This window comes from Actinopolyspora mzabensis (genome assembly GCF_900101095.1).
Lineage (GTDB): Bacteria > Actinomycetota > Actinomycetes > Mycobacteriales > Pseudonocardiaceae > Actinopolyspora > Actinopolyspora mzabensis.
In genome coordinates this window covers 121,825-147,506 of record NZ_FNFM01000005.1, presented here as the reverse complement: position 1 = coordinate 147,506, position 25,682 = coordinate 121,825, and the positions used below count along the sequence as shown (strand labels likewise).

Genomic DNA, 25,682 nt, shown 5'->3' with positions numbered 1-25,682 from the left:
TGGCGTCTAGGGTGGACGACCGTGCGGATTCTGATCTCTGCGGACATGGAAGGCGCCACCGGTGTCACCGGTACGGACGACGTGGTGGCGGGCACGGAAGCCTGGCAACGGTTCCGAGAACTGTTCACCGGCGACGTCAACGCCTGCGTGGCCGGGCTCGCGGCCGGAGGCGCGAACGCGACGCTGGTCAACGAGGCGCACTCGATCCAACGGCACCTGCTGCTGGAGCGACTCGACACGCGGGCGCGGATGCTGACCGGACGCCACAAACCACTGTCGATGATGGAGGGGATCGACTCGGGAGTGGACGGGGTGGTGTTCCTCGGATACCACACCGGTGCCGGCGCCGACGGCGTGCTGTCACACACCTACATGGAGAACGGGCTGCTCGGGGTTTGGCTGGACGGCGCACACGCGAGCGAGGGCAGGCTCAACGCGGCGCTGGCCGCCGAGTACGGGGTACCGGTACTGCTGGTCACCGGCGACGATCTGACCTGCATGGACGCGCGGGACTACACTCCGGGCAGCCACACCGTCGCGGTCAAGGAGTGCGTGAGCAGGTACGCAGCGGTCTGCTCGCCACCGGAACGCACCGCGTCCGAGATCAGCTCCACCGCCGAACTGGCCATGCGACGGGCGGGACGCGGCACCGCGAAAACCTCGGCCCACCGGGTCGAACTCGAGTTCACCGGTACGCACCTCGCCGATGCCGTCGAACTGATACCCACCGTGGAGCGAACCGGAGCTCGTACGGTGGACTTCGAGGCAGCCGACATGACCACGGCGATGAAAACGTTCAAGGTGATCACGACCGTGGCCTCCCGAGCCGTGCAGGAACTCTACGGCTGATCGAAGTTTCCCGCTCGGACTCTCGAGGCCTGCTACCGGCCCCAGCGAGCCTGTTGCCAGTGGACCGACCGGGGGCAGGCGCCGGTGTCGACGAACTCGTCCAGCGCCGCGCGGAGCTCGGCGAACCCCAGTACCGAGTCGGCGGGAAAGGCCAGCGGACTCCCCAGGTCGAAACGCAGCACGGGGGCCTGTGGATCGGGATCACTGTTGCGGGTCTGCCAGGAGGAGAGTTGCCCCTCCTCGTCCTCCTCGGTGTAGTTGAGCACCCCCATCTCGTCGTCGGCCGAGGTCACGACCCGAATCCCGCTGTAGGGGCCGGGCTCCTCCTCGTTCTCGTACGGGCGGTCCCAGACGTAGAGCTGGCAGGCCCGCCCCTGTCGCGGCGGCCGCAGCAACTTTTCCACCAGCTCACGCTTTCGCTCGTCGCGCTCGGCGTACTCCCGTTCCTCCCCGATCACACCGGTGGCGACCGTGATCCCGAGTTCGGTGTTGCGCGCTCCGACGGCTTCGGCGCGGAAGGCGTCGAGCTCGGCCCGGGCCTCTCGCAATGCCCGCAGCGCGGCACCCTGGTGAAACACCAGGTCCGCCCAGTACGGATGTTCCATCACCCTGTTGAGGTCCGCGTAGGCGGACTCGGTGGTGTCGAGCAGCTTGTCCACATGGTCCAACGGCACATCCGTCAAGCGGGCGAAGATCTCCGAGAAGTTCCCCGGCGCGGTCGGCTCGTCGTGTGACGGCGGATTCGACATGCCTTCCGTGTTCCAATCCGTGTACCCGTTTCCCTGGTGGCACCCGCTGGAACCCACCAAGCTGTTGCGATCATGCTGCCAGCCTCGCACGGCGATCGAACGGGCCGGTGACCGAAAGCGGCGTCGGTGGAGTCCGGGACCACTCGAGAGGCTACCGTGAGTACACGAATCGATCCGATACGGCACCGGCGGAAAGCACCGGACGGTGGACACCCCGGACAGTGGACAACCCGGACGGTGGACAACGCTGCCCCCGTATCGAGCCCCGGTTCCCGGCGACCGGTTCCGCGCCCGCGGTACACCTTCCGACAGATCCAGCCAGGAGTGATCTGTCACACATGGCACAGCGTCGGGGATCGCACTGCGAGTATCGGCTCACGACACCAGCATCCAAGCCGAGAGGACGGTATGACGGACGGTTCGCACGCACGCAAGCACGCCGAACGGAGCCTGCACGACCTGGATCGAGCGGCCGAGCACAACAGGGCCGCCCTGGGTGAGGCGGCGAAAACGCTGATCGACTGCGTCGAGGCGGACGGCCTCGTGTTCACCGCCGGCGCGGGGCATTCCCTTGCCGGTGTACTGGAAAGCTTCTACCGAGCGGGCGGACTGGCCGCGGTTCGCCCGCTGTACCACCAGGACCTGCTCCCGCTGCACGGCGCGGCGACCAGCACGGCCACCGAACGACGCGAGGGTCTCGCCGGGGAGGTGCTCCGGGAAGCGGGACTGCGCGGTGGTACCGATGTGCTCGTGGTGTTCTCCAACTCGGGGATCAATCCCTATCCGGTGGAACTGGCGGCCACGGCACGCTGCGAAGGGTCCCCGGTCATCGCGGTGACCTCACCCGCGGCAGCGGCGGGGGCCCCGCGCCGCTCGGAGGCGGGCACGCTGGCGGATCAGGCCACGATCGTGCTGGACACCATGGTTCCCGCGGGCGACATCACACACCCCGAACCGCGACCGGCGACGGCACCGGGGTCGTCACTGGCCAACGTGTTCCTGTGGAATCTGCTCATGGTCGAGACCTATGAACGTGCCGGTGAGACCGGCGTCTCGCTGCCGTGGTGGCGCAGTTCCAACGTTCCCGGCGGTGACGAGGCCAACGCCGACCAGCTGAAGCACTACGGCGAGCGCGTACCGCGGCTGCGCTGAACCAGCGGGGCTGAACCAGCGGGGCTGAACCGGCGGGCACGCCGGGAGTGGTTCGAGTCCTCCCCCGCCGCTGTCGCGACTGGTCTAGACCGAAATGGGTCCGGGCCGTCGCGACCCGGGCGAGCCGGTGGAACCGGCTGACCCGGTGGTCCCGGTCGTTCCGAGGCGTTGGCCCGGTGCGGCCCGTGCCCGACTCCGTTCCACGGCCCGCACCGCCCGAGCGGGCGATTCCGCAGGAGCTCTACTCGCTGCCGGAACCACCCATCAGCTCCCGCAGCCTGCGCAGCTGGGCCGCTCGTTCCGCGGCGAACTGCTGCTCGGGATCCTCGGCCTCCTCCGCCTGGGACAACAGCGCGAGAGTCTCGCGGACCGCCCCGGTGGGCGACCGGCTGATCGCCTCGACGAGCCGGTCGGTGGCGTCCTCCAGCTGCTCCGGTTCGACCACCGAGTTGGCCAACCCGACCCGGGAGGCCTCATCGGCGTCCACTTCCCGCCCGGTCAGGCACATCTCCACGGCCCTGGAGTAACCGACGGCCCGAACCAGCGGCAACGTCCCTCCGAGGTCGGGAACCAGACCGAGACTGGTCTCGGCCATGCGCAGCTTGGCGTCGGTGGCCAGCACACGCATGTCGCAGGCCAGCGCCAGTTGGAAACCCGCGCCGATGGCGTGTCCCCGGACCGCCGCGATCGTCACCCGCTCGGGATCGCGCAACCAACTGAATCCCTGTTGGAACGCGGCTATCTCGGCGTCCCCCTGCTCGACCGGGCTGGAGGCCAGCGACAGCAGCCCGGGCGCACCGTCGACCTGTTCGGACTCGAACAGTCGCCGATCCAACCCGGCGGAGAACGCCCTCCCCTCCCCCCGGACAACGACGACGCGCACCTCGGGTGCGAGATTCTGTCCGATTTCGCGTAACGCCTTCCAGGTGTCCGGCGTCTGTGCGTTGAGTTGATCCGGTCGATCGAGAACGATCGTCGCGCGGGAACCGCGCACCGTCAGTCGAACGTGCCCACGATCCAGCACACCGGGATCAATTACCGATTCCGTCAAACGGGTCCTCCGTCGCTACACACCAGCGGTCGGGATGGCAACCACCCTAGAAGACCGATCATGGAGCCGCGATCGGAGGCCGCGTGGTACGGAGCGTTCGGACACGGCGTGCCCGGTGTCGACAGCGTGCCGGGCACGCCGCAGCCGTGGATACCTATTTCTTCTTGGAGCGGGTCGCACCACCGCGCCCCCGCAATTGAACTCCGGACTCGACCAGTACGCGGTGCACGAAACCGTAGGAACGACCGGTCGCCTCCGCCAGGGAACGAATGCTCGCCCCCTTCTCGTACTTCTTCTTGAGGTCACTGGCCAGTTTGTCTCGTGCGCTTCCGGTGATTCGCGCACCCTTCTTCAGATCAACCACTGTGTCCCCGCCTTCCCCGTAAACAGGTCGGGCCGCTCGCGACCCCTGTCAGGCCAATGATCGAACAGGAAAGCCGGAAACGCCAGACGACCTTGCCAACAGATCCCGCCCAACGGGCGGATATATTCCTATTGATCATGAAAATCAGGTATTGCGGGAGGCAAAACAAGATCAACATTTCGTTTCCGGCACGCGAGTATCCGTTCCGTGAGAGCGCGGCCCCGAGAATGAACCGCTCCGTGTCCGGCATTCCTCGAACCGAATCGGTAAAGCCCGAATGACTGATCGTGACGGCCTCGAGCGGAGCCCGGCTCGCGCCGGACGAGCTCCGCCCAGGCGCGAACGTGGGTGTGCGCCCAGGCGGAGAACCTCGATCAGGCGAGCTGCACGAAGTCCATGTACTCCTCGGACCAGTGGTCCTCACTGCCGTCGGGAAGCAGGATCACCCGCTCCGGCTCCAGCGCCTGCACAGCTCCCGGATCGTGGGTGACCAGCACTACCGAACCGGTGAAACTACGCAGCGCGTCGAGCACCTGCTCCCGACTGGCCGGATCGAGGTTGTTGGTCGGCTCGTCCAACAACAGCACGTTGGCGGCGCTGGAGACCAGCCCGGCGAGCGCGAGCCGCGTCTTCTCCCCGCCGGACAGGGTGCCGGCCGGTTGCTGCAACTGCTCGCCCGCGAACAGGAACGCGCCGAGCAGGGTGCGCAGCTCCTGCTCGGAGGTCTCGGGCGCGACCGTGCGGATGTTCTCCCAGACCGTCGCGTTCGTGTCCAGCGTCTCGTGCTCCTGCGCGTAGTAGCCGACGCGCAGGCCGTAGCCCGGTTGCACCTCGCCCGCGTCCGGCGTCTCCATCCCCGCCAGCAGCCGCAGCAGCGTGGTCTTGCCCGCACCGTTGAAACCGAGCACCACCACCTTGGACCCGCGGTCCACCGCGAGGTCGACCCCGCTGAAGATCTCCAACGAGCCGTACGACTTGGACAGCCCCCGCGCCGTCATCGGTGTACTGCCGCAGGGCGCGGGCGAGGGAAATCTGATCTTGGCGGTCCGCTCGGTGGGCTGGTCCTCGTCCAGCTCGGCGATCATCTGATCGGCACGCCGCGCCATGTTCTTCGCGGCCACGGCCTTGGTCGCCTTGGCACCCAGTTTGTCCGCCTGCGCCTTGAGGGTGGCAGCCTTCTTCTCGGCATTCGCCCGCTCCCGGCGCCTACGCTTCTCGTCGTCGGCGCGGGCCTCCTGGTAGCGCTGCCAGTTCATGTTGTAGACATCGGCGACGCCGCGCGCCGCGTCCAGGTACCAGACCTTGTTGACCACGGCGTCGATCAGCTCGACGTCGTGGCTGATGACCACCAGACCACCGTCGTGGACCTTGAGGAAGTCCCGCAGCCAGTTGATCGAGTCCGCGTCGAGGTGGTTGGTGGGTTCGTCGAGCAGCAGCGTGGTGTTGGACGCGCCACCGGGACCGGTCTCCGAAGCGGCGAACAGGATTCTGGCCAGCTCGACACGCCTGCGCTGCCCACCGGACAACGTGCTCAACGGCTGTTGCAGCACCCCGTCGGGCAGGCCGAGATTGCTGCAGATGCGCCCGGCCTCGCCCTCCGCGGCGTAACCCCCGCGGGCGGCGAACCGCTCCTCCAGCTTGCCGTACTTGCGGATGGCCTTGTCCCGCGCGGAGTCGTCGACGAACTCGGCCATCTCGGACTGCGTCTTCTCCATGTCGCGCAGGATGCGGTCCAGCCCGCGCGCGGAGAGCACCCGATCCTTGGCCGTGATCGACAGATCCCCCTCCCGGGGGTCCTGCGGCAGATAACCGATCTCGCCGTGGCTGGTGATCTCGCCGCCGTAGGGCTCGCCCTCACCGGCCAGCACGCGCAACGTGGTGGTCTTGCCCGCCCCGTTCCGTCCGACCAGACCGACTCGATCACCGGGCTGAACACGCAGTGAGGTGTCCGCGAGGAGGATACGGGAACCGGCCCTGAGTTCGAGGCCACTGGCAGAGATCAACGCAAACTCCGGATCGAGACATATCGGCGAACGTGCTTGTCAGTGGGCAGCGTCGTCCGGCGGTCACGCGACCGTGAACCGCGTCGACCGCGTCCGCACGGGACGACTCCCCCACGACAGCGGAAAACTTCACGGCGCGAACGGCACGCGGCAGCGCCCACCTACTGTGGGGCGCACCACGGGCAAGCCACGGCCCACGGGACCGTAACCATCCGGTCACGCGGCGGGAACTCCCCATCGACCTCGGCACGCCGGGCGCGACGACCGACGTCCGTCCACCACACGCGCCGCGACGGAAAGCGATCACAAACCACCGCAATCATACCGGTCGGGCGCCGGGTTTTCGACAGCTGCTCGGGTTGTTCACCCGGGCTGCCGAGCAGCACCCCGGGGAAAACGGCGAAAACCCACTACTCCGGTTCCCGAACCTCCACCTCGACCGAGACCGCACGCTCCGCCGCCTCCCGCAACACCGTCAACCTCGGCTCGGGGGTGTCCAGCACGCGCGGCTCGGCCGCGGCCAGCATCCCCGCCAGGCGGGAATCCGCCGCCAACTCGTCCAGCGCCGCCCGGTCGCCACCGAGCACGACGCCGTCCAGCTCCCGGCGTACCGGAAGCAGCAGTTCCGCCGCGGCGTCGGCGGCCGAGCTCACCGCCTTGCGCGACTGCCCGGCCCGCCTGCGGGCGTAGCGCTTCTGCGACCAGCCACCGGCCTTGGTTCGCCCCTGCACGTAGTGGCGGTCGGTGGTGGAGGAAACGACCTCGCCGTCCTGCACCACCCCGACGCTGTGGGCGCCGTGCCGTACCAGGATCAGGCCGAGTCGTCGTGACCGCGCGACGTGTTCGAGCAGCCCGGATATCGCCAGCCCCTCGGCCTCACCCCCAGGCGCGGCCAGTCCGCCGAACGGAACCCGCACCACGGCTTCCGCACCGTCGGCGGCACTCACTCGTACGACGTCAGCCGTCTCGGAGGTCCGGGCCACCCCCTCGTGGCGCCGCCCGAACCGCTCGAACCAACCGGCCAGCCGATTCGGTTCCACCTCCACCGCTCTACCGCCGCCGGGTAGTTGCCGCACCCTGCTGCCCACGATTCGGGGATCATACTGTCCGATCGGGCCTTGCCGGAACCGAGGACTTCCGAGGGCGTGTCCGTCAGAGCACGAAGGTGTCGGACCACAGCTGCGTGGTGCGACCGGACAGCGATTCCAGCAGGGCAGCTGCCTGCTCGTCGGTGAGCGAGGCGACGAAGTCGATGACGGCCCGCCCCCGGGCCATCCGTTCGAGCTGCTCCCCGTCCGGAGCCCGGGCCGAAGACCGCTCGGCGTGCGGAAGCAGCGAGGCGGGGTCGTCACGACGGACCGCGTCGAGTTCGACCGCGGCGTGCTCGAACAGGTCGCGCAACCGGTGCGGCAGCCTGGCGGACTCGCTGCGGTCGATCAGCCACTCGTCCAGCGCCTGCACCAGTTTGCTCAACAACCGGTCCTGACCGCGCTGGTGCAGTGCGAGATCGGGGCGCTGCAGCACGAACCGCCGGTGCACGAACTTGAGTATCTGCACCTCGTGCCACTGCTCGCGGTCCAGCACGACGTGACCGGAACGGGTGGTGGGATCGAGCTCCACCCGCACGCCACGCACCAGTCGACGCGTCCAGGTCCCGGAGAAGGCCGCGACGGCACGCTCGGCCTGCTTGGAACGGTCGAACGGCTGTTCCAGCAGTTTGGTGACCAGGTCGGACTGCACCTTCTTGACCGCCCCGACGAAGGCGTCGTCGGCGGCGATCCAGGCGTCCTTGAGATGCAGGCGCCGGCGCAGGCTCTCCAGTGAGTACCCCGGAGCCTCGGCCCGGCGCCGCAGCTCGGCGTCGTCGAACCTCGCCAGTTCCGCCGCCCTGCCGAGCCATTCGGTCAGTTCGGTGGACACCGTCGCGTGCTGCAGGATCCCCACCCGGTGGAAGTCCTCCAGGTCGTGGATGGCGTAGGCGATGTCGTCGGCGGTGTCCATGACCGATGCCTCGACGGTCTGCTGCCAGCCCGCCAGCGCCGCGGCGAACGGAGCCCGGCAGTCCCGCATGTCGTCGAGCTCGGTGATGTAGGCGGAGAACTTGGCGGCCCCGGTTCCGGGCGCGTCCTCCGGTTCGGACGCGCCGCGGGGCAGCACCGGCAGCGAACGCGAATCGGGAGCCGCGAGCCGGGTCCAGGGGTACTTCAGCAGCGCCGCCCGCACCGCTGCCGTCAGGTCGAGACCGTCCCCGCCGCCACCGCGTACGTCGATGCTGCTGACGATTCGGAAGGTCTGCGCGTTGCCCTCGAAACCGTCGACGAGGCCGAAGCGCTGGCGCGCGAGGCGATCCAGCACCCGCTCACCGAGATGACCGAACGGCGGGTGCCCCAGATCGTGCGCCAGGCCCGCGCCCTCCACCACGTCGAGATCGCACCCGCCGAGCCGCGTCACCGCGACCCGACTCCCGGGATCGCCCAGCAGGCTCTCGCCGACCGCCCTGGCCACCTGGGCGACCTTGAGGCTGTGCGTCAACCTGTTGTGCAGCAGCAGCCCCGATCCACTCGGGCTGACGACCTGGGTCACGCCGCCGAGGCGGGCGAAGAACGCCGAGCCGGAGATGCGGTCCCGATCGGCCCGGAACGGGCTCGTCGCGAGATCGTACGGCTGGGGGACGTGAGCGGGCTCCGCCGCGGTGTGAACGAGGTGGCCGCGACGCGCGGTTCGCCCGGACGGCGGCTGGGGCTCCATACCGCAACGCTAGCGCGCCCACCACCGGCTGCCCCGCCGCGAATCGCCGTGATCTGATGGACGCATGGTGGACGTGCTGGTGGTTGGAGGCGGCCCGGCGGGCAGAGCGATGGCCGCGGCCTGTGCCGACACCGGACTGCGGGTCACGCTCGTCGACCCCGCGCCGCGACGCCCGTGGCCGAACACCTATGCCTGCTGGCGGGACGAACTGCCCCACGCCGTGGCGGAAACCGCGGTAGCGGGCGCCACCAGCAGGACGACCGCGGTGGGAACGCGACCGCACCTGCTGCACGGCGAGTACTGCGTGCTGGACAACCCGGCGCTGCGGCGGCTGCTGCAACGCGACGGGATCCGCGAGGTCACCGGCACGGTCCGCGACGCGGAACACGACACCTCGGGGCGCACGGTGCGGCTGCGGGACGGGCGCGAACTGCGCGCGGCGGTACTGGTGGATGCCTCGGGCAGCAACCGAGTCCTCTCGGGTGGGCGCGTCGAACGAGCGGCCAGTGAACAGACCGCCGTGGGCACGGTGCTTCCCGGCGAGCACGCCGAGCGACTGGTCGGAGCGGGCCGGGGCGTGTTCATGGACTGGCGACAGCCACCCTCGAACGACGATCCGTGGCCGAGTTTCCTCTACGCCGTCCCGCTGCCGGGGGACCGAATCCTGCTGGAGGAGACCGCCCTGGCACGGCGTCCGGGGCTTCCGTTGCCGACGCTGCGTCGACGGCTGTGGTCCCGACTGCGAGCGGCGGGGGTGACCGCTCCGGAGCGGACCCCCGAGGAACGGGTGCGGTTCCGGCTGGACGATCCGGTGCCCGAACGGCAGCGCACCGTCCCGTTCGCGACGGTGCCGTTCGGCGCCGCTGCCGGCCTGATACACCCCACCACGGGTTTCAGCGTCGCCGGTGTGCTGCAGCTGGCGCCGCTCGTGGCCGCCGCCCTGAGTGACGGTCTGGAGCGGGATCCGGTCACGGCGGCTCGGAAGGCCCGCTCGGTGTTGTGGCCACTTCCGGCACTGGCCACGCGACAGCTGCGGCTGCGCGCGGCCGAGGGGCTGTTGGCGATGCCGCCGCGAATGGTTCCGGCCTTCTTCGACGTGTTCTTCGACATGCCGCCCCGGCAGCAGCGGGCGTTCCTGGCACCGCTGGCCTCACCCCGGGAGTGCCGCGGGGCCATGATCGAGCTGTTCAACCGATCCCCCTGGTGGCTGCGAGCACGACTGGTCGTGGGTGGGCTGGCGGGCCCGGCTTCCTGACGGTCCCACCGGCCCGGAACGGTGTTCGGCGGGAACCGGCGGTCACGAAACCAGGCGATCGTGCCCCCGGTGCTCGCGGAGCCACGACTGCGTCGGTGGTTTCGCCTCGCGAACGGTCCCACCACGACCACCCCGTCTTCGACCGAAGCCCCACCCTCGACCGAAGCCCCACCCTCGACCGAAGCCCCGCTCTCGACCGATCGCGGAGCCACACCCGGTGGCCACGTTCCGCCGGCCGAACGGAGCAGCCCGCTACGCCACGTGCCCAGCCGTGGTCATCGTGTGGTACCGGTTACCACATTCTCAGCTCGCGATTGCTGTCACGGGACCAGCGAGCGCGCTATGTTGTCGAAGAACAACGGACAGGAGCGCTTACATGTCATTGAACAGCTGGTGAACGGGCTCGCTGAGACGACATGAATCCCGGCAACATCGATCACGTGCTAGGACCGGCCAACGATGTGCGGTTCGCCTTCCAGCCGCTGATCAACATCCGTACGGGGGCGGTGGTCGCCGTGGAGGCGCTCGCCCGCCCCGCCGACGGACACATCACGGACTTCTTCCGGGAAGCCGCCCGGCAGAAACGGGTCGGGGAACTGGACGTGGACCTGGCGGTGTCCGCCGTGGACCGTGCGCACGAGCAGCAGTCACTGCTGCCGCTGCACCTGAACCTCTTCGGCGGAACCGTGACCCACGAGTCGCACCGGCTGCGCGCGCTGCACGACAAACTGGCCGAGGTGGGACGGCGCGCCACGGAGATCACACTTGAGCTCGCTCCACCGTTCTCCCGACTCGACACGCGGAAACTGCGTTCGGAGGTGGCGAACCTGCGTTCGCACGGCTACCGGATAGCGGTGGACGGGGTCGGCGACGGTGACATACCGCTGACGCTGCTGGCCGAGCTGGCACCGGACGCCATCAAACTCGACAGGGCGGTCATCGAGGGACTTCCCGCCAACGCGGGTCAGGCCGCGTTGCTGGAATCGCTGCAGGGACTGTGCAACGCCACCGGCGCGATTCTGATCGCCGAGGGGCCGGAACGGGAGGAGCAGCTGACAGCGCTGCGCGCCGCCGGCGTGCGAGTGGTGCAGGGCAACCTGCTGGCGTCGGCGGCACGACGTCCACCGACCTCACTGCAGATCCCCGAGGCCGTCGCCGAGAGCGGCGACTCGTACGGCGGCTCGAAACCCACCCCCGCGGGCCCCCGGGTGACCGAGTTCCTGTCCCCGGCGACGATGCTCTCCCGGGACGCCACAGCGGACTCGGTACGCGGCGTACTGGCGGATCATCCCGAGATCAGCGGGGTGGTGCTGGTGGACGAGCACAACCGCCCCGAGTACTCGATCGACCGCAACCGGTTCCTGCTGGCGGTCACCGGTCCCTACGGCCACGCGCTGCACGCACAACGCCCGGCGGCACGTCTGGCCGACGAACCGAGGCTGGTGAACACGGCCACCACGGCGATGGAAGCACTGACCCTGGTCAGCGGGGCCGACCACACTCGGGTGCACGACGACGCGATCGTGGTGGACGAGGCGGGCAGATGCCTCGGAACCGTGCGTGCGGTGCATCTGATCCGTGGTATGGCGGAGTTCAAGGCGGAGCAGGCCGCGGCGCTGAACCCGCTCACGCGGCTGCCGGGCAGCGACGCGATCCAGCGCGATGTGGATGCCCGCATCGCCGCCGGCGAGGTGTTCGCACTGAGCTGGCTGGACATCGACGGATTCAAGACGGTCAACGACACCGCCGGCTTCTCCGCTGGTGACGAGCTGATCCGCTCGGTCGGTAGAACACTCACCGACGCGGCGACCTCACTGGGCTCGGTGCGGGTGGGACACGTCGGCGGGGACGACTTCCTGCTGGTCGCCGATCTGGACGACCTGGTGAACCTGGCGCGGATGGTGCTGGATCCACCCAGACGCGCCGGAGGCATCGACGTCACCCTCTCGCTTTCCACACTGGTGTGCACGCAGAGCGGAACCACCTCCTACCAGGAGGCCTCGCGACTGCTGGTGCCGCTGAAAAAGCACGCGAAGTCGCTGACCGGTTCCAGCTGGGTGATGTCGCGGATCGGTTCGGACCGGATCGACGTGTTGCGCGGATCCCACGAGGACATTCCCGAGCAGGGCGAACCGGGATTTCCCACCCGCGATCCGGACCCGGCCCCACCACGTCCGGATGCCCCCGGTCCCCGGCACCGGGACGGCCGCTGATCAACTCCGCGGGGTCGGAGAACTACTTGCCTGCCGCTTTCGGCTGATCGAGCGCCACAACCGCAGCGGCAACAGCCCGATCAACGGAGCGCGTTCCCCGAGGGCGGCACGATCCTCCCGATCCAGCGCGGCGGCATAGCGCTCCGCCCGTTCGGCAGTGTCGTAGCTCTTGCTGCCGCCCGCTCCGCAGCCGCGCTCGCAGTGCCACCGCAACTCCCGGTCCACGGCGCGGAAACGGTAGCGATGCCCCAGCACTCGACATCCGATCATGTGGGAGGCATACCCCACGAGCCAGGTGGGTATGCCCCATGGCGATGGCGATCGAACTGGGGACGATCCGAACCCGAATCCCGGCACGGCTGGACCGCCTGCCCTGGTCCCGATTCCACTGGCGAGTGGTTATCGGGCTGGGAACCGTGTGGATCCTCGACGGTCTCGAGGTCACCATGGTCGGATCCGTGGCCTCCCGACTGACCGAGTCCGACAGCGGTATCTCCATCAATTCCGGACAGATCGGCATCGCCGCCGCGATCTACGTCCTCGGGGCCTGTCTGGGTGCGCTGTTCTTCGGCCAGCTCACCGACCGGTTCGGCCGCAAGAAGCTGTTCCTGCTGACCCTGCTGATATATCTGCTCGCCACGGTGGCCACCGCGTTCGCCTTCGCCCCCTGGTACTTCTACCTGGCCCGATTCGTCACCGGGGCGGGGATAGGCGGCGAGTACGCCGCGATCAACTCCGCCATCGACGAACTCATCCCGGCACGGGTACGCGGCCGGGTCGATCTGATCATCAACGGATCGTACTGGCTCGGCGCGGCGGGCGGTGCGGCAACAGCGGTCTTCTTCCTCAACCGTGCCGTGTTCGACGCCGCCGTCGGCTGGCGGGTGGCGTTCGGCGTGGGTGCGGTGCTCGGGCTGGGCATTCTGCTGGTACGCAGAAACGTGCCGGAGAGCCCGCGCTGGCTGTTCATCCACGGCTATCAGGAACAGGCGGAGCGGATCGTGGACCGCATCGAGCGGGACGTGGCCGAACGGAGCGGCACCCGGCTGGAGGAGCCCGGCGAGTCGATCACGGTTCGGCAGCGGCGATCCATCCCGTTCCGCACGATCGCCGAGACCGCCTACCGGCGCTACCCCCGGCGTTCGGTGCTGGGAATCGCGTTGTTCGTCGGCCAGGCGTTTCTGTACAACGGTCTCACCTTCAACCTCGGGACCCTGTTGAGCACCTTCTTCGGCGTCTCCTCGACGCTCGTGCCGGTGTTCATCGTCATCTACGCGCTGAGCAACTTCACCGGCCCGGTGGTGCTGTCCCGAATGTTCGACACGGTGGGCCGAATCCCCATGATCGCGGGTGCCTACATCGGTTCGGCGCTGTTGACGGTGCCGCTGGCGATGCTGCTGCTGTACGGGATGTTGAACAGATGGACGTTCCTGGCGCTGCTGGTGGGGATCTTCTTTCTCGCCTCGTCGGGCGCCAGCGCCGCCTATCTCACCGTCAGCGAGGTGTTTCCGATGGAGACCCGCGCCCTGGCGATCGCGTTCTTCTACGCGGTCGGCACCGCCGTCGGCGGAATCACCGGCCCGCTGCTGTTCGGGCAGCTCATCGAAACCGAGCAGGTGGGGAACGTGGCCCTGGCGTTTCTGATCGGGGCCGCCGTGATGTTGCTGGGCGGGATCGCCGAGCTGACACTCGGCGTACGCGCCGAACGCGCCAGCCTGGAGAACCTGGCCAAGCCCCTGACGGCCCACGAGGCGGAAAACAACGGCTCATCCACCCAGTAGGACCACGGCACGCCGGTTCCGCACGGCCGACGAACCCTCGTTCGACTCCCGCCGCAAGCCCCGCTGACCGAAGGAGAGAAGGACGCCGGTTCAACGGGATCCGACCCGTGAACCGCCGCCCTGGATGTGCCTCCGTGGACCGAGCGCTCCGGACTCGCCCGGAGCGCTCGGTCCACGGACGCGGTCGAGGCGGGTAGCCCGCCAACCCGCCCGGAAAACTTCGATCAGAGCGTGAAGCCCAGTGCCCTGAGCTGCTCGCGCCCCTCCTCGGTGATCTTTTCCGGACCCCACGGCGGGATCCACACCCAGTTGATCCGGAAATCGTTGACGAGACCACCGTTGGGACCGCCGGTCAGCACCGAACGCGTCTGCTCCTCGATGACATCGGTGAGCGGGCACGCGGGCGAGGTCAACGTCATGTCGATCGAAGCCGAGTTGTCCTGCTCGACCTGGACACCGTAGACCAGGCCGAGGTCGACCACGTTGATCCCCAACTCGGGGTCCACCACGTCCCGCATGGCCTCTTCGACGTCCTCGACAGCCGCCAGCTCGGCCGTGGCGGCCGGGGGCTCCGGCATGCCCTCGACTCCGCGCACCACTTCGGTGCCGTCCTCGGGGTCGGCGGTGCCCCGCTGTTCCTGCGTCTGGTTCTCGGTACTGGTCATGAAGCTCCCACCTCATCGACAACACGCGATACGGCGTCCCGGAATGCCATCCACCCCAGCAGCGCGCACTTGACCCGCATCGGATACTTGGCGACCCCCGCGAAGGCGACTCCGTCCTCCAGGACGTCCTCGTCGGGTTCGACCTGGCCGCGGCCTTCCATCAGTTCGGTGAAGGCCGCCTGCTTGTCCAGTGCCTCTTGTAGCGGACGGCCCACCACCAGGTCGGTCAGCACCGAGGTGGCAGCCTGACTGATCGAGCAGCCCTGTCCGGCGTAGGAGACGTCGGCCACCGTCGCCTCCGTGCCACTGCCGACCAACCGCACCCGCAACGTCACCTCGTCACCACAGGTCGGGTTGACCTGGAACGACTCGGCGTCGAACGGTTCCCGCAGGCCGTGCCGGTGCGGATTCCGGTAGTGGTCCAGGATGATCTCCTGGTACATCTGTTCGAGCTGCATCACCACATCCTCAGCCTGCCGTCGGTGTCACCGCGAAGAAACGCTGGGCCTCGCGGACAGCATCCACCAGAGCGGTGACCTCGTCCAACTCGTTGTAGAGGTAGAAACTGGCCCTGATCGTGGCAGGCACACCCATCCTGCGGTGCAGCGGCCAGGCACAGTGATGGCCCACTCGTATCTCGACGCCCTGATCGTCCATCACCTGACTGGCATCGTGCGGATGCACCCCGTCGATCACGAAGGACACGGCACCACCGCGGTTCTCGGTGTCCACGGGGCCGATGATGCGCACCCCCTCCACGGCGGACAGCTCGCGCAGCGCCCGCTCGACCAGCCGGTGCTCATGCGCGGACACCCGCTGCATCCCCACCACGGACAGATAGTCCACGGCAGCACCGAGGCCGACCACCTGCGAGGTCATCGGAACGCCCGCCTCGAAACGCTGCGGCGGTTCGGCGAAGGTCGAGCGGTCGATGTGCACGAGTTCGATCATGGATCCGCCGGTGAGGAACGGCGGCATGGCCCGAAGCAGCTCGTGCCTGCCGTAGAGCACCCCGATGCCCGACGGGCCGAGCATCTTGTGCCCGGAGAACACCGCGAAGTCGACCCCGGACGCTGCGAAGTCGACCGGCCCGTGCGGGACGGACTGACACGCGTCGAGCACCACGAACGCGCCGACGCGGTGCGCCCGATCCACGATGGCCTCGAGGGGGTTGACCGTGCCGAGCACGTTCGACTGGTGGGTCACCGCCACCACCCTGGTGCGCTCGTTGATCAGGGTGTCCAGCTCCGACAGGTCCAGCCGGCCCTCGTCGGTGACCCCGAACCAGCGCAGCGTGGCTCCGGTCCGTTGGCACAGCTGCTGCCACGGCACGAGATTGGCGTGGTGCTCCATCTCGCTGACCACGACCTCGTCACCGGGGCCGATCCGGAACCGTTCGGCCTCCGGACCGGCGGTCGCCGCGTTGCTCATGGCGTAGGCGACGAGGTTGACGCCCTCCGTGGCGTTCTTGGTGAACACGATCTCGTTCGTCGCCACACCGACGAACCTGGCGATCTTGGCACGCGCACCCTCGTAGGCGTCCGTGGCCTCCTCGGCCAGTTGGTGAGCACCACGATGCACCGCCGCGTTGGAGGTCTCCACGAAGGAGCGCTCCGCGTCGAGCACCTGGGTGGGGCGTTGCGACGTCGCCCCGGAGTCCAGGTAAACCAGGGGACGCTCGTCACGCACCGTACGCCGCAGGATCGGGAAGTCGGCACGTAGTGCCGCCACGTCCAGCGGTGCCGGTGCGGTGCCCGCACCTGTCTGCGTGGTGTCCGACCCCCGGACACCGGGAGGCTCAACGGTCATGACTGCGCGGCTGCCTCCTTCTTCTCCGTGAAGCGGACGTAGCCGGACTCCTCGAGCTCGTCGGCCAGCTCGGGACCACCGGACTCGGCGACCTGGCCCTTGACGAACACGTGCACGTAGTCGGGCTTGATGTGCTTGAGGATGCGCGTGTAGTGGGTGATGAGCAAGACACCTTTGTCACCGCTCTCGGTGTAGCGGTTGATGCCGTCGGAAACCACGCGCAGCGCATCCACGTCCAGACCGGAGTCGGTCTCGTCGAGGATCGCGAACTTCGGCTTGAGCAAGTCGAGCTGCAGGATCTCGTGGCGCTTCTTCTCGCCGCCGGAGAAGCCCTCGTTGACGCTGCGCTCCGAGAACGACTCGTCGATCTCGAGGTCGCTCATCGCCTGCTTGACCTCCTTGACCCAATGCCGAACCTGCGGGGCCTCGCCCCGGGTGGCGGTGGCGGCACTGCGCAGGAAGTTCGACATGGAAACGCCCGGCACCTCGACCGGGTACTGCATGGCGAGGAACAGGCCCGCGCGAGCGCGCTCGTCGACGCTCATCTCCAGGACCTCCTCACCGTCGAGCAGCACCGAGCCCGAGGTGACGTTGTACTTGGGGTGTCCGGCGATCGCGTAGGCCAGGGTGGACTTGCCGGAACCGTTCGGTCCCATGAAGGCGTGGATCTCGCCCGAGCGCACGGTGAGGTTCACGCCGGTGAGGATCTCCTTCGAGCCCTCCTCCGTCTCGACCTCGGCGTGCAGGTCCTTGATCTCCAGGGTGGCCATCGTGTTCGTCTTCTCCAGATGGTTGCGCGAAAAGCTGTGTCGTGGTGCCGCGTCAGCGGCGGTGGGCGGGCGGCCGAAACGACGGGCGTTCCGGCCGTGGCCGGCTCATGCTCCGACCGCCGCCAGTTCCTTGTCGATCGCGGCTTCCAGCCGCTCGCGGACCTCGTCGACCGTGATCTTCTGCAGCAGCTCGCCGAAGAAACCGCGTACCACCAGCCTGCGTGCCTGGTCGTACGGAATCCCCCTGGCCTGCAGGTAGAACAGCTGGTCGTCGTCGAAGCGCCCGATCGCGCTGGCGTGGCCCGCCCCGGCGATCTCGCCGGTCTCGATCTCCAGGTTGGGCACCGAGTCGGCGCGCGCCCCTTCGGTGAGCACCAGGTTGCGGTTCAGCTCGAACGTCTCGGTGCCCTCGGCCGCCGCCTGGATGAGCACGTCGCCGATCCAGACCGAGCGGGCCGAATTGCCCTGCAGCGCCCCCTTGTAGGTGACGTTGCTGCGGCAGTTCGGCTGCGCGTGGTCCATCAACAGCCGGTGCTCCAGGTGCTGGCCACTGTCGGCGAAGTACACCCCCAGCACGTCGGCGTCGCCGCCGCGGTCACCGAAGGTCACCTTGGTGTTGACCCGCACGAGGTCGCCGCCCAGCGAGGCGGCGAAGTGGCGGAACACCGCGTCCTTGCCGAGGTAGGCGTGCTCGGAGGAAACCTGGGTGGCGTCGTCGGCGAAGTCGTGGATGGTCACCACCGACAGCCGTGCCGAGTCCTCGGCGACCATCTCGATGTTGTCGCCGATGATGCCGGAACCGCGGTAGTCCAACACGACCACGGCCTCGGACAGCGGTTCGGCCCGCACCTGCAGGTGCCCGTAGGCTGTCCGGTCCTGGCCCGGCCCGTGCACCGTGACGGTGACCGGGTCGGTGGCCTGCGTGTCCTTCGGGATCGTGACCACGGTGGCCTCGGTGAACGAGCTCCACGCCTGCGCGGCGATCCGGTCGGCGGGAGCTCCGGCAGTGCCCAGCCGCTCGTCGGAACGGTCCACGGTCTCCACCTTCACGGCGGAGTCCCCACTGACCTCCACGTCGAGCGAACCGGTGGCCTCGGCCGAGCCGTCGTGCAGCCCGCGCAGCCGCTTCATGGGTGTGAAGCGCCAGTCCTCCTCACGGCCACCGGGCACCTCGAAGGCACGCACGTCGTAGGACGTGAAGCGGTGCCCGCGGGAACTCCGCGGCGGCACCGCGGAGTTCTGCGGATCGCGCTCGTCGAGGCCGTTCCGGCCGGACGTTTCGAGAGTCGACTCCGTCATCAGCCGACGGCCCCTTCCATTTGCAGCTCGATCAGACGGTTCAGTTCCAGGGCGTACTCCATGGGGAGTTCGCGGGCGATCGGTTCGACGAACCCGCGCACCACCATGGCCATCGCCTCGTCCTCGGTCAGGCCCCGCTGCATCAGGTAGAACAGCTGGTCGTCACTGACCTTGGACACGGTGGCCTCGTGGCCCATCGTCACGTCGTCGACCCGGACGTCCACGTACGGGTATGTGTCCGACTGACTGATGTTGTCCACCAGCAGGGCGTCGCACTTGACGTTGGACGCGGAGTGGTTGGCGCGCTTGGCCACCTTGACCAGCCCGCGGTAGGAGGTGCGCCCACCGCCGCGCGCGATCGACTTGGAGACGATCGAGGAGGAGGTGTGCGGCGCCATGTGCTCCATCTTCGCGCCCGCGTCCTGGTGCTGGTTCTCCCCGGCGAAGGCCACCGAGAGCACCTCGCCCTTGGCGTGCTCGCCCATCAGGAACACCGACGGGTACTTCATGGTCACCTTGGAGCCCAGGTTGCCGTCGACCCACTCCATGGTGGCGCCCTCTTCGGCCTTGGCCCGCTTGGTGACCAGGTTGTAGACGTTGTTGGACCAGTTCTGGATGGTCGTGTAGCGGCAGCGGGCGTTGCGCTTGACGACGATCTCCACCACGGCCGAGTGCAGCGAGTCGGTGGAGTAGATCGGCGCGGTGCAGCCCTCGACGTAGTGCACGTAGGCACCCTCGTCGACCACGATCAGGGTGCGCTCGAACTGGCCCATGTTCTCGGTGTTGATCCGGAAGTAGGCCTGCAGCGGAATGTCGACGTGCACGCCCTTGGGCACGTAGATGAACGAGCCACCGGACCACACCGCCGTGTTGAGCGCGGAGAACTTGTTGTCACCGGCCGGGATGACCGAGCCGAAGTACTCCTCGAAGATCTCGGGGTGCTCCCGCAGCGCGGTGTCGGTGTCGAGGAACTTGACACCCTTCTCCTCGAGGTCCTCGCGGATCTTGTGGTAGACCACCTCGGACTCGTACTGCGCGGCGACACCGGCGACCAGACGCTGCTTCTCCGCCTCGGGGATACCCAGCCTGTCGTAGGTGTTCTTGATGTCCTCGGGCAGATCGTCCCAGGTCTGGGCCTGCTCCTCGGTGGAACGCACGAAGTACTTGATGTTGTCGAAGTCGATCTCCGAGAGATCGGCGCCCCAGGCAGGCGTGGGCTTGCGCTCGAACAGACCGAGCGCCTTCAGCCGCGCCTGCAGCATCCAGTCGGGCTCGCCCTTCCGCTCCGAGATCTCCCGGACGACGTCCTCGTTGAGGCCGCGCTGCGCGTTCGCGCCCGCGACGTCCGGGTCGGACCAGCCGTACTCGTAGTTGCCGAGCGTGGCGATGGTCTCTTCCTGCGACATTGGTTCGGAACTGGGCACCGTGGTGGGTGTGCGCTGCTCCGCAGCGGCAGTCATACGGGCTCCCCTCCATGAGGACTCGGGGCAGTGTCCTGTCGATCCGGGCTCCGCGAGACGGCCCCCGAAGCGACAGCGTTGGGATCGGTTTCCGCACGGCTCGCCGTACGGTCCTCCGATCGTGCGTGCGGAACGTGCGTGGTGCAGGCCGCGTCGCCGTTGGCGATCGTGGCCAGCCGCTGCACGTGGGTGCCGAGAACTTCGGCGAACGCCTCAGTCTCGGCCTCACACAACTGCGGAAAATCCGCAGCGACATGCGCCACCGGGCAGTGGTGCTGGCAAAGCTGCTCCCCCGACCCGACGGTTCGCGCGGAAGCGGCATAGCCCTCCCGCGTGAGCGCGTCGGCCAACACCTGGGCGCGTTCGGCGACGCTCCCACTTGCCGCCAACGCGTCGCGGTGGTGCTCGACCAGAGCGGCCATCCGCCGTTCGGCGAACGAGCGGATCGCCTGCTCGCCGGACTGTTCGGCCAGAAACCGCAAGGCCGAGACGGCGAGATCGTCGTAGGCATGGCCGAACCGTGCCCGCCCGCTCTCGGTCAACAGGAACAGCTTAGCCGGACGTCCCCTCCCCCTGCGGCCACGCGACGAGGACTCCCTGATCCACGCCTCGCCATCGGCGACGAGAGCATCGAGATGTCTGCGCACCGCCGCCGGGCTCAGGCCTAGCCGCTCGGCGATCCCGGCCGCCGTGACCGGGCCCTGTTCGAGCACTGTCCGGGCGACCAGCTGCCGGGTCCGCCCGTCACCGGCGCTCGGAGCCGCACCCTGCCGCGCAGGGCCCGGCTCGTCGGCGGCCCACTCGACCGCCGCGCCCGCTGGGGAGGTTCCGACGTTTTTCACAACACTGATGTTACCTAATTTGGAAAGGCAAGACAGCGGCAGGCCCTGGCACATGAGTTGTCTCACAACCCGATCGCACGAACGAACCACGCGCCCTTGACACGTACCCATCGGTCGAGTGGCTAGGCTCGGTCAACATGGCGGCAGGCGAAACGACCGAGACGGGCGACTCCGACAGGCGGGACCGAACACGGGAGGCCGCCGGAACCACCACGATCTCGCCCCCGACGAGCGAGACCCCCGGGCCACTCGACCGGAACGAACGCCGCCAGCTGGCACTCGTACGCCGATTCGGCACCACCGGCGCCCTACTGCTCGCGTTCGCCGCACTCGGAGCGGGAGCGGCACCGGTGGACAACCCGATCTCCGGCATCCGCGTGCTCAGCCTGCTCGCCCGCATGCCCACCGTGGCGATGGCCTGCGCCTGGCTGGGCATGCTGATGGTCGTGATCGGCTGGCTGTGGCTGGGCAGACTCGCACTGCCGGGACGGAGCCGCCTCGTCTCACACACCCAGCTCGGCCGCACCATAGTCATGTGGGGTTTTCCGCTGGCGATCGCCCCACCACTGTTCAGCCGCGACATGTACGCCTACCTCGCGCAGAGCGCGGTGGCAGCCAGCGGAGCCGACCCCTACGAGTTCGGCCCCTCCGAAGCCCTGGGCGTGGACAACCCGCTGACCGGCAACGTCCCCAACATCTGGCGGGACACCCCAGCCCCCTACGGACCGCTGTTCCTGATGTTCGGCAGAGGCATCGCGGCGATCGTCGGAGAGAACATCGTGTTCGGCGTGCTGCTGTGGCGCGTGGTGATGCTGCTGTCGCTGGCGCTGGCCGTCTGGGCCATACCCCACCTGGCCAGGCGTTGCGGCGTACCACCCGTGTGCGCGCTGTGGCTGTGCGCCGCCAATCCGATCGTGCTGTTCCACGTGGTCAGCGGTATGCACAACGAGGCCCTGCTGATGGGCCTGATGCTGGCGGGCATCGAACTGGGACTCCGGCTGCCACGTCCGGTGGGGCTCGTCGTCGGCTCGGTGGTGATAGTCGTGGCGGGCGCCGTGAAACCCCCTGCCTTCATCGCCCTCGGCTTCCTGGGGATGTATCTGGCGCGCCGCCGCGGTGGCCGACTCACCGACCTGCTGCTCGTGGCCGCCGCGATGCTCGCCGTGTTCCTCACGACCATGACGGTCATCACACTGGCCAGCGGCTGGGGCCTGGGCTGGCTGGAAACGTTCGACGTGCCGAACCGCATCAAGACGTGGCTGGCTCCGATGACCGCGGTCGGCATGTTCGGCGGCGGTGGCGTGAGCATGCTGCTGCGGCTCGGCAATCACACCGACGCGATGCTGAGCATCACCAAGATCGTCGGATACGGGATCAGCGCACTGGTGTGCCTACGACTGCTGTGGACCTCCTTCCGCGGCCGGATCGAACCCCTGACCGGGCTGGGGATAACCCTCGGGGCGGTGGCCCTGCTCGGCCCCGTGCTGCACCCCTGGTACCTGCTGTGGGCACTCGCCCCGCTGGCGGTCTCCACGAACGACTCGCGGTTCCGAGTGGTCACCATCGCCATCAGCGCATCGGTGGCGCTGCTGGTGCCCCCGACGGGCGCCGGGTACGTACTGCGCTACTACATGATCCCGTTCGCCGTGATCGCCGCCCTGATCGCGTTCGCCGTGATCCTGCTGCTCACCCGCGGCAGAGTGCCCCGGCTGCTGCCCACCCTCCGACGACCGGCCACGCCGGACTCCCACTAGAACCCGGACGCATCGGGGAAGACCCCCCTTCGGCGCCGCGGGCGCCGAAACGGCCGCTCTCTCCACTCGCACCGCTGCGGGTTCTCCCGTGCGGCTCTCGTGAGGAAGGCCCGACGTTGGGTAGCGACCCACCCGATGTCGGGCCTACCCGCAGCGAGAGCCGTGCGAGAGGTTCCGCCGAACGAGCACCTACGAAAACCGTGCCGGAAGAACGGTACTAGGCTGGCGGAGCGTGAACCCAGACGCCGACTCCGCCGCTGTGCGGGCCCGGGGGCTGACCAAAAGATTCGGCGGCGACACCGCCGTGTCCGAGATCGACCTGCACCTGGCACGCGGTGAGATGCTGGCCCTGCTCGGTCCGAACGGCGCGGGCAAGACCACCACCGTGGAAATCTGCGAGGGCTTCCTGCGCCCCGACGCCGGGCAGGTCCGGGTGCTCGGACTCGATCCGGTCGACCAGGGCGCCCGACTCCGCCCCCGCATCGGGGTGATGCCCCAGGGCGGCGGTGCCTACCCCGGCGTACGCACCGAGGAGATGCTGCGCCTGGTGGCGGCCTGCTGCGCCGAGCCGCTCGACCCGGCCTGGCTGTTGGACGTTCTCGGGCTCCACGGAGCGCGCACGATCCCATACAAACGGTTGTCCGGCGGGCAACAACAACGCCTGTCACTGGCGTGCGCGCTGGTCGGCAGGCCCGAACTGGTCTTCCTCGATGAACCGACCGCGGGAATGGACGCCCACGCACGCAACCTGGTCTGGGAACTGATGTCGGCCCTCCGCGCCGACGGGGTGGGTGTGCTGCTGACCACCCACCTGATGGACGAGGCCGAGACCCTCGCCGACCGGGTGATGATCGTCGATCACGGCCGCGTGCTGGCCCGGGGCACCCCCGAGGAACTCACCTCCGGCAACGAACAACACCGCGAACTGCACTTCCGAGCCCGCCCCAAGCTGAACCTCGAACCGCTGCTGACCGCACTGCCGGAGGGATGCTCCGCCCGGGAAGTCCGCCCGGGCCAGTACCTGGTGCGGGGCCACATCGACCCACAGACCGTCTCCACCGTGACGGCGTGGTGCGCCCAACACGGAGTGATGGCCGACGAACTGCGGATCGGCAGACGCAGCCTGGAGGACGTCTTCCTCGAACTGACCGGACGGGGGTTGCGCGCTTGACACGCCAGGAAAGCTCCGACAGCGCGTACGAACGGATCGACGACGAGTCGGACCACACCACCCGAGCTCCCGTGTTCCCACCGGGGACCTTCCGACCGGCGCCCGGACGGGCCAACCCGATGCGGATGCTGGCCACCCAGACGCGGGCGGAAGCGCTGCTGACCCTGCGGCACCCGGAACAGGCACTGCTGACGCTGCTGATCCCGCTCGTACTGCTGATCGGCATGAGCACCCTCGACCTCGGGCTGGTGGAACAACCCCGCGTCGACTCGGTCACCCCGCGGATACTCGCACTGGCGGTGATGTCCACCGGATTCACCGGACAGGCCATCGCGCTGGGATTCGACCGCCGCTACGGCGTGATCAAACGCCTCAGCGCCACCGCCCTGCCCCGCTGGGTGCTGATCGCGGGCCGCGTGCTCGCCGCCCTGGTGGTCGTGGCACTGCAAACCGTGGTCCTCGGCGGCACCGCCCTCGCGCTCGGCTGGCACCCATCCGGAGCAGGCGTGGCGGCGGCGATCCCGGTGCTGATCCTCGGAACCCTCGTCTTCGGGGCGAGCGGAGTGCTCGTGGGGGGCGCGCTGCGGGCCGAAACGGTGCTCGCCGTTGCCAACACGGTCTGGTTCGCGCTGCTGCTGGCGGGCGGACTGGCGATCCCCACCCGGCACCTGCCCGGCGTCATGAGCTCACTCGCCGAGTACCTCCCCTCCGGCGCCCTGGCCGAGGCCCTCGGCGCCTGCCTCACCGAGGGAACGGCACCCACCGCGAGAGCACTACTGGTGCTGCTGTGCTGGGGAGTGGTCACCGGAGCCCTGGCGGTGCGCACCACCCGACTCAGTTGAATCCCGATCCGAGCCGCGCCGCGGATCACTAGAGTGCGGACCATGGAAACCCAACACGCACGCCGGGCCAAAAAGGCTCTCGACCTACCGCACGCCATGATCTACTTCGCCCCCGAGCTGGAGCGGGAAATGTCCCAGCTCGGACTCGACTCCTGGAGCAGGGCCTACTTCGCGAGCCGTGCCGCCCCACTGGGCGCCGTCGGGGCGAACCTGGTGGCCGCCACCTTCTACAACTTCAACCCCGAACTGGTGCGGCAGCACATCCCCACCGCCTGGTCGATCGCCGGTCCGGACGACATCATCGCCGCACGGTTCCGCGCGGTCTCCGGGGCCCTGGAACGAATGCTGGGACAGGAAGCAGCCCGTTCGGAGGCGATCGACGAAGCCGGACGACTCGCGGCCAAGGCCGCCGAGAGGTGCTCACCCGCGGGCAAACCACTGTTCGCCGGACACGCGGAGATCGAGTATCCGGACGAACCGCACCTGCGCCTGTGGCACGCACTGACGCTGTTACGGGAGTTCCGGGGCGACGCGCACATCGCCGTGCTGCAACAGGCGGGGCTCGGCCCGCTGCAGGCCCCCGTGCTGCAGAGCGCGGCCGGACGCGGGATGAACGCCGCGACGTTGAAACAGACCCGGGCCTGGTCCGAGGAGCAGTGGACCGACGCGCAACTGGAACTGGCCGACCGGGGCCTGCTGGACTCGTCCGGAGCGGTGACAACGGCCGGTGAACGACTGCTCGACGAGATCGAGGACGCCACCGACGCGGCTTCGCTGGAACCGTGGCGCGGGCTCGACACCTCGGAATTCGCCACACTGCTCGAACACGGCGGCGCACTGAGCAAACAGCTCCACGAGGCCGGCGCGGTACCGAAACAAATCTTCGAGCACTGATCGGGCCGAGC

General features: G+C 68.6%; 23 protein-coding genes. 9 read left to right on the top strand and 14 right to left on the bottom strand.

Translation table 11 applies throughout. The annotated features are described in order from the left end of the window. Positions 1-21 precede the first annotated feature (21 nt). Positions 22-849, top strand: a complete 828-nt coding sequence (locus BLR41_RS09740) for a M55 family metallopeptidase (RefSeq protein WP_176797914.1) — start codon at positions 22-24, stop codon at positions 847-849. 32 nt (positions 850-881) lie between these two features. On the opposite strand, the gene BLR41_RS09735 is transcribed toward BLR41_RS09740, so the two are convergent. Next, complete coding sequence (locus BLR41_RS09735; RefSeq protein ID WP_092627711.1) at positions 882-1,598, bottom strand: Imm1 family immunity protein; 717 nt, start codon at positions 1,596-1,598, stop codon at positions 882-884. A gap of 408 nt (positions 1,599-2,006) precedes the next feature. On the opposite strand from BLR41_RS09735, the gene BLR41_RS09730 reads away from it, so the two are divergent. Beyond that, positions 2,007-2,750 (top strand): sugar isomerase domain-containing protein, encoded by a 744-nt coding sequence (locus tag BLR41_RS09730; protein WP_092627710.1) that lies wholly within the window; start codon positions 2,007-2,009, stop codon positions 2,748-2,750. A 241-nt stretch (positions 2,751-2,991) separates the two neighbouring features. Here BLR41_RS09730 and BLR41_RS09725 read toward each other — a convergent pair whose 3' ends face one another. The 5 genes from BLR41_RS09725 to BLR41_RS09705 form a co-directional block, all read right to left on the bottom strand. Then, positions 2,992-3,801 (bottom strand): enoyl-CoA hydratase/isomerase family protein, encoded by an 810-nt coding sequence (locus BLR41_RS09725; RefSeq protein ID WP_092627709.1) that lies wholly within the window; start codon positions 3,799-3,801, stop codon positions 2,992-2,994. Between the two features lie 154 nt (positions 3,802-3,955). Then, positions 3,956-4,165 carry a helix-turn-helix domain-containing protein gene (locus BLR41_RS09720; RefSeq protein ID WP_017975887.1) on the bottom strand — a complete coding sequence of 70 codons (210 nt, stop codon included), beginning with the start codon at positions 4,163-4,165 and terminating at the stop codon, positions 3,956-3,958. 374 nt (positions 4,166-4,539) lie between these two features. Then, positions 4,540-6,168 (bottom strand): ABC-F family ATP-binding cassette domain-containing protein, encoded by a 1,629-nt coding sequence (locus tag BLR41_RS09715; protein ID WP_092627708.1) that lies wholly within the window; start codon positions 6,166-6,168, stop codon positions 4,540-4,542. Positions 6,169-6,578: 410 nt separating this feature from the next. Further along, positions 6,579-7,256 carry an acVLRF1 family peptidyl-tRNA hydrolase gene (locus BLR41_RS09710; protein WP_092627707.1) on the bottom strand — a complete coding sequence of 226 codons (678 nt, stop codon included), beginning with the start codon at positions 7,254-7,256 and terminating at the stop codon, positions 6,579-6,581. Positions 7,257-7,320: 64 nt separating this feature from the next. Further along, a complete protein-coding gene (locus tag BLR41_RS09705; protein ID WP_092627706.1) occupies positions 7,321-8,916 on the bottom strand; it encodes a deoxyguanosinetriphosphate triphosphohydrolase family protein in 1,596 nt (531 codons plus the stop codon). A 64-nt stretch (positions 8,917-8,980) separates the two neighbouring features. Between BLR41_RS09705 and BLR41_RS09700 the strand changes: the two genes are divergently transcribed. Together BLR41_RS09700 and BLR41_RS09695 are read left to right on the top strand one after the other, a co-directional pair. Beyond that, positions 8,981-10,171, top strand: coding sequence for a lycopene cyclase family protein (locus BLR41_RS09700; RefSeq protein ID WP_092627705.1), 1,191 nt, complete (start codon positions 8,981-8,983; stop codon positions 10,169-10,171). Between the two features lie 416 nt (positions 10,172-10,587). Beyond that, positions 10,588-12,384: a GGDEF domain-containing protein gene (locus BLR41_RS09695; protein ID WP_092627704.1), complete on the top strand. Its 1,797-nt coding sequence runs from the start codon at positions 10,588-10,590 to the stop codon at positions 12,382-12,384. Here the strand turns inward: BLR41_RS09695 and BLR41_RS09690 are convergent, their stop codons facing one another. Continuing rightward, a complete protein-coding gene (locus BLR41_RS09690; RefSeq protein ID WP_092627703.1) occupies positions 12,385-12,654 on the bottom strand; it encodes a hypothetical protein in 270 nt (89 codons plus the stop codon). A 38-nt stretch (positions 12,655-12,692) separates the two neighbouring features. Here BLR41_RS09690 and BLR41_RS09685 point away from each other — a divergent pair, with 38 nt between their 5' ends. Beyond that, the gene (locus tag BLR41_RS09685; protein WP_092627702.1) at positions 12,693-14,165 is read left to right on the top strand and encodes an MFS transporter; all 1,473 of its coding nucleotides are present in this window, start codon (positions 12,693-12,695) and stop codon (positions 14,163-14,165) included. 224 nt (positions 14,166-14,389) lie between these two features. Here the strand turns inward: BLR41_RS09685 and BLR41_RS09680 are convergent, their stop codons facing one another. The 7 genes from BLR41_RS09680 to BLR41_RS09650 form a co-directional block, all read right to left on the bottom strand. Then, positions 14,390-14,743, bottom strand: coding sequence for a metal-sulfur cluster assembly factor (locus tag BLR41_RS09680; protein ID WP_245694057.1), 354 nt, complete (start codon positions 14,741-14,743; stop codon positions 14,390-14,392). Between the two features lie 83 nt (positions 14,744-14,826). Continuing rightward, positions 14,827-15,288, bottom strand: a complete 462-nt coding sequence (gene sufU, locus BLR41_RS09675) for a Fe-S cluster assembly sulfur transfer protein SufU (protein WP_092627700.1) — start codon at positions 15,286-15,288, stop codon at positions 14,827-14,829. Positions 15,289-15,298: 10 nt separating this feature from the next. Beyond that, positions 15,299-16,639: a cysteine desulfurase gene (locus tag BLR41_RS09670; protein WP_176797913.1), complete on the bottom strand. Its 1,341-nt coding sequence runs from the start codon at positions 16,637-16,639 to the stop codon at positions 15,299-15,301. Further along, the gene (gene sufC, locus BLR41_RS09665) at positions 16,636-17,409 is read right to left on the bottom strand and encodes a Fe-S cluster assembly ATPase SufC (RefSeq protein ID WP_092627699.1); all 774 of its coding nucleotides are present in this window, start codon (positions 17,407-17,409) and stop codon (positions 16,636-16,638) included. Before sufC ends, BLR41_RS09670 begins: the two co-directional genes overlap by 4 nt. Positions 17,410-17,514: 105 nt before the next feature. Next, positions 17,515-18,708 carry a Fe-S cluster assembly protein SufD gene (sufD, locus tag BLR41_RS09660; protein WP_092627698.1) on the bottom strand — a complete coding sequence of 398 codons (1,194 nt, stop codon included), beginning with the start codon at positions 18,706-18,708 and terminating at the stop codon, positions 17,515-17,517. Continuing rightward, on the bottom strand, positions 18,708-20,114 hold the full coding sequence (sufB, locus tag BLR41_RS09655; protein ID WP_176797940.1) for a Fe-S cluster assembly protein SufB: 1,407 nt from the start codon (positions 20,112-20,114) through the stop codon (positions 18,708-18,710). Before sufB ends, sufD begins: the two co-directional genes overlap by 1 nt. Positions 20,115-20,164: 50 nt before the next feature. Next, positions 20,165-21,010 (bottom strand): helix-turn-helix transcriptional regulator, encoded by an 846-nt coding sequence (locus BLR41_RS09650; protein WP_092627696.1) that lies wholly within the window; start codon positions 21,008-21,010, stop codon positions 20,165-20,167. A gap of 137 nt (positions 21,011-21,147) precedes the next feature. Here BLR41_RS09650 and mptB point away from each other — a divergent pair, with 137 nt between their 5' ends. The 4 genes from mptB to BLR41_RS09630 all read left to right on the top strand — a co-directional run bounded on the left by mptB (position 21,148) and on the right by BLR41_RS09630 (position 25,671). Then, positions 21,148-22,764, top strand: coding sequence for a polyprenol phosphomannose-dependent alpha 1,6 mannosyltransferase MptB (mptB, locus tag BLR41_RS09645; protein WP_092627695.1), 1,617 nt, complete (start codon positions 21,148-21,150; stop codon positions 22,762-22,764). A 232-nt stretch (positions 22,765-22,996) separates the two neighbouring features. Beyond that, positions 22,997-23,935: an ABC transporter ATP-binding protein gene (locus BLR41_RS09640; protein WP_092627694.1), complete on the top strand. Its 939-nt coding sequence runs from the start codon at positions 22,997-22,999 to the stop codon at positions 23,933-23,935. Between the two features lie 125 nt (positions 23,936-24,060). Next, a complete protein-coding gene (locus BLR41_RS09635) occupies positions 24,061-24,777 on the top strand; it encodes an ABC transporter permease (protein ID WP_092627897.1) in 717 nt (238 codons plus the stop codon). 42 nt (positions 24,778-24,819) lie between these two features. Beyond that, positions 24,820-25,671 carry an SCO6745 family protein gene (locus BLR41_RS09630; RefSeq protein WP_092627693.1) on the top strand — a complete coding sequence of 284 codons (852 nt, stop codon included), beginning with the start codon at positions 24,820-24,822 and terminating at the stop codon, positions 25,669-25,671. Positions 25,672-25,682: the final 11 nt, after the last annotated feature.

Bases quoted from the DNA above. Each gene is read 5' to 3' on its own strand.
- BLR41_RS09735 (WP_092627711.1), bottom strand. From the start codon at position 1,598: ATGTCGAATCCGCCGTCACACGACGAGCCGACCGCGCCGGGGAACTTC.
- BLR41_RS09730 (WP_092627710.1), top strand. From the start codon at position 2,007: ATGACGGACGGTTCGCACGCACGCAAGCACGCCGAACGGAGCCTGCAC.
- BLR41_RS09705 (WP_092627706.1), bottom strand. From the start codon at position 8,916: ATGGAGCCCCAGCCGCCGTCCGGGCGAACCGCGCGTCGCGGCCACCTC.
- BLR41_RS09700 (WP_092627705.1), top strand. From the start codon at position 8,981: ATGGTGGACGTGCTGGTGGTTGGAGGCGGCCCGGCGGGCAGAGCGATG.
- BLR41_RS09695 (WP_092627704.1), top strand. From the start codon at position 10,588: ATGAATCCCGGCAACATCGATCACGTGCTAGGACCGGCCAACGATGTG.
- BLR41_RS09690 (WP_092627703.1), bottom strand. From the start codon at position 12,654: ATGATCGGATGTCGAGTGCTGGGGCATCGCTACCGTTTCCGCGCCGTG.
- BLR41_RS09685 (WP_092627702.1), top strand. From the start codon at position 12,693: ATGGCGATGGCGATCGAACTGGGGACGATCCGAACCCGAATCCCGGCA.
- BLR41_RS09680 (WP_245694057.1), bottom strand. From the start codon at position 14,743: ATGCCGGAGCCCCCGGCCGCCACGGCCGAGCTGGCGGCTGTCGAGGAC.
- sufU (WP_092627700.1), bottom strand. From the start codon at position 15,288: ATGCAGCTCGAACAGATGTACCAGGAGATCATCCTGGACCACTACCGG.
- BLR41_RS09670 (WP_176797913.1), bottom strand. From the start codon at position 16,639: ATGACCGTTGAGCCTCCCGGTGTCCGGGGGTCGGACACCACGCAGACA.
- sufC (WP_092627699.1), bottom strand. From the start codon at position 17,409: ATGGCCACCCTGGAGATCAAGGACCTGCACGCCGAGGTCGAGACGGAG.
- sufD (WP_092627698.1), bottom strand. From the start codon at position 18,708: ATGACGGAGTCGACTCTCGAAACGTCCGGCCGGAACGGCCTCGACGAG.
- sufB (WP_176797940.1), bottom strand. From the start codon at position 20,114: ATGTCGCAGGAAGAGACCATCGCCACGCTCGGCAACTACGAGTACGGC.
- mptB (WP_092627695.1), top strand. From the start codon at position 21,148: ATGGCGGCAGGCGAAACGACCGAGACGGGCGACTCCGACAGGCGGGAC.
- BLR41_RS09635 (WP_092627897.1), top strand. From the start codon at position 24,061: ATGCTGGCCACCCAGACGCGGGCGGAAGCGCTGCTGACCCTGCGGCAC.
- BLR41_RS09630 (WP_092627693.1), top strand. From the start codon at position 24,820: ATGGAAACCCAACACGCACGCCGGGCCAAAAAGGCTCTCGACCTACCG.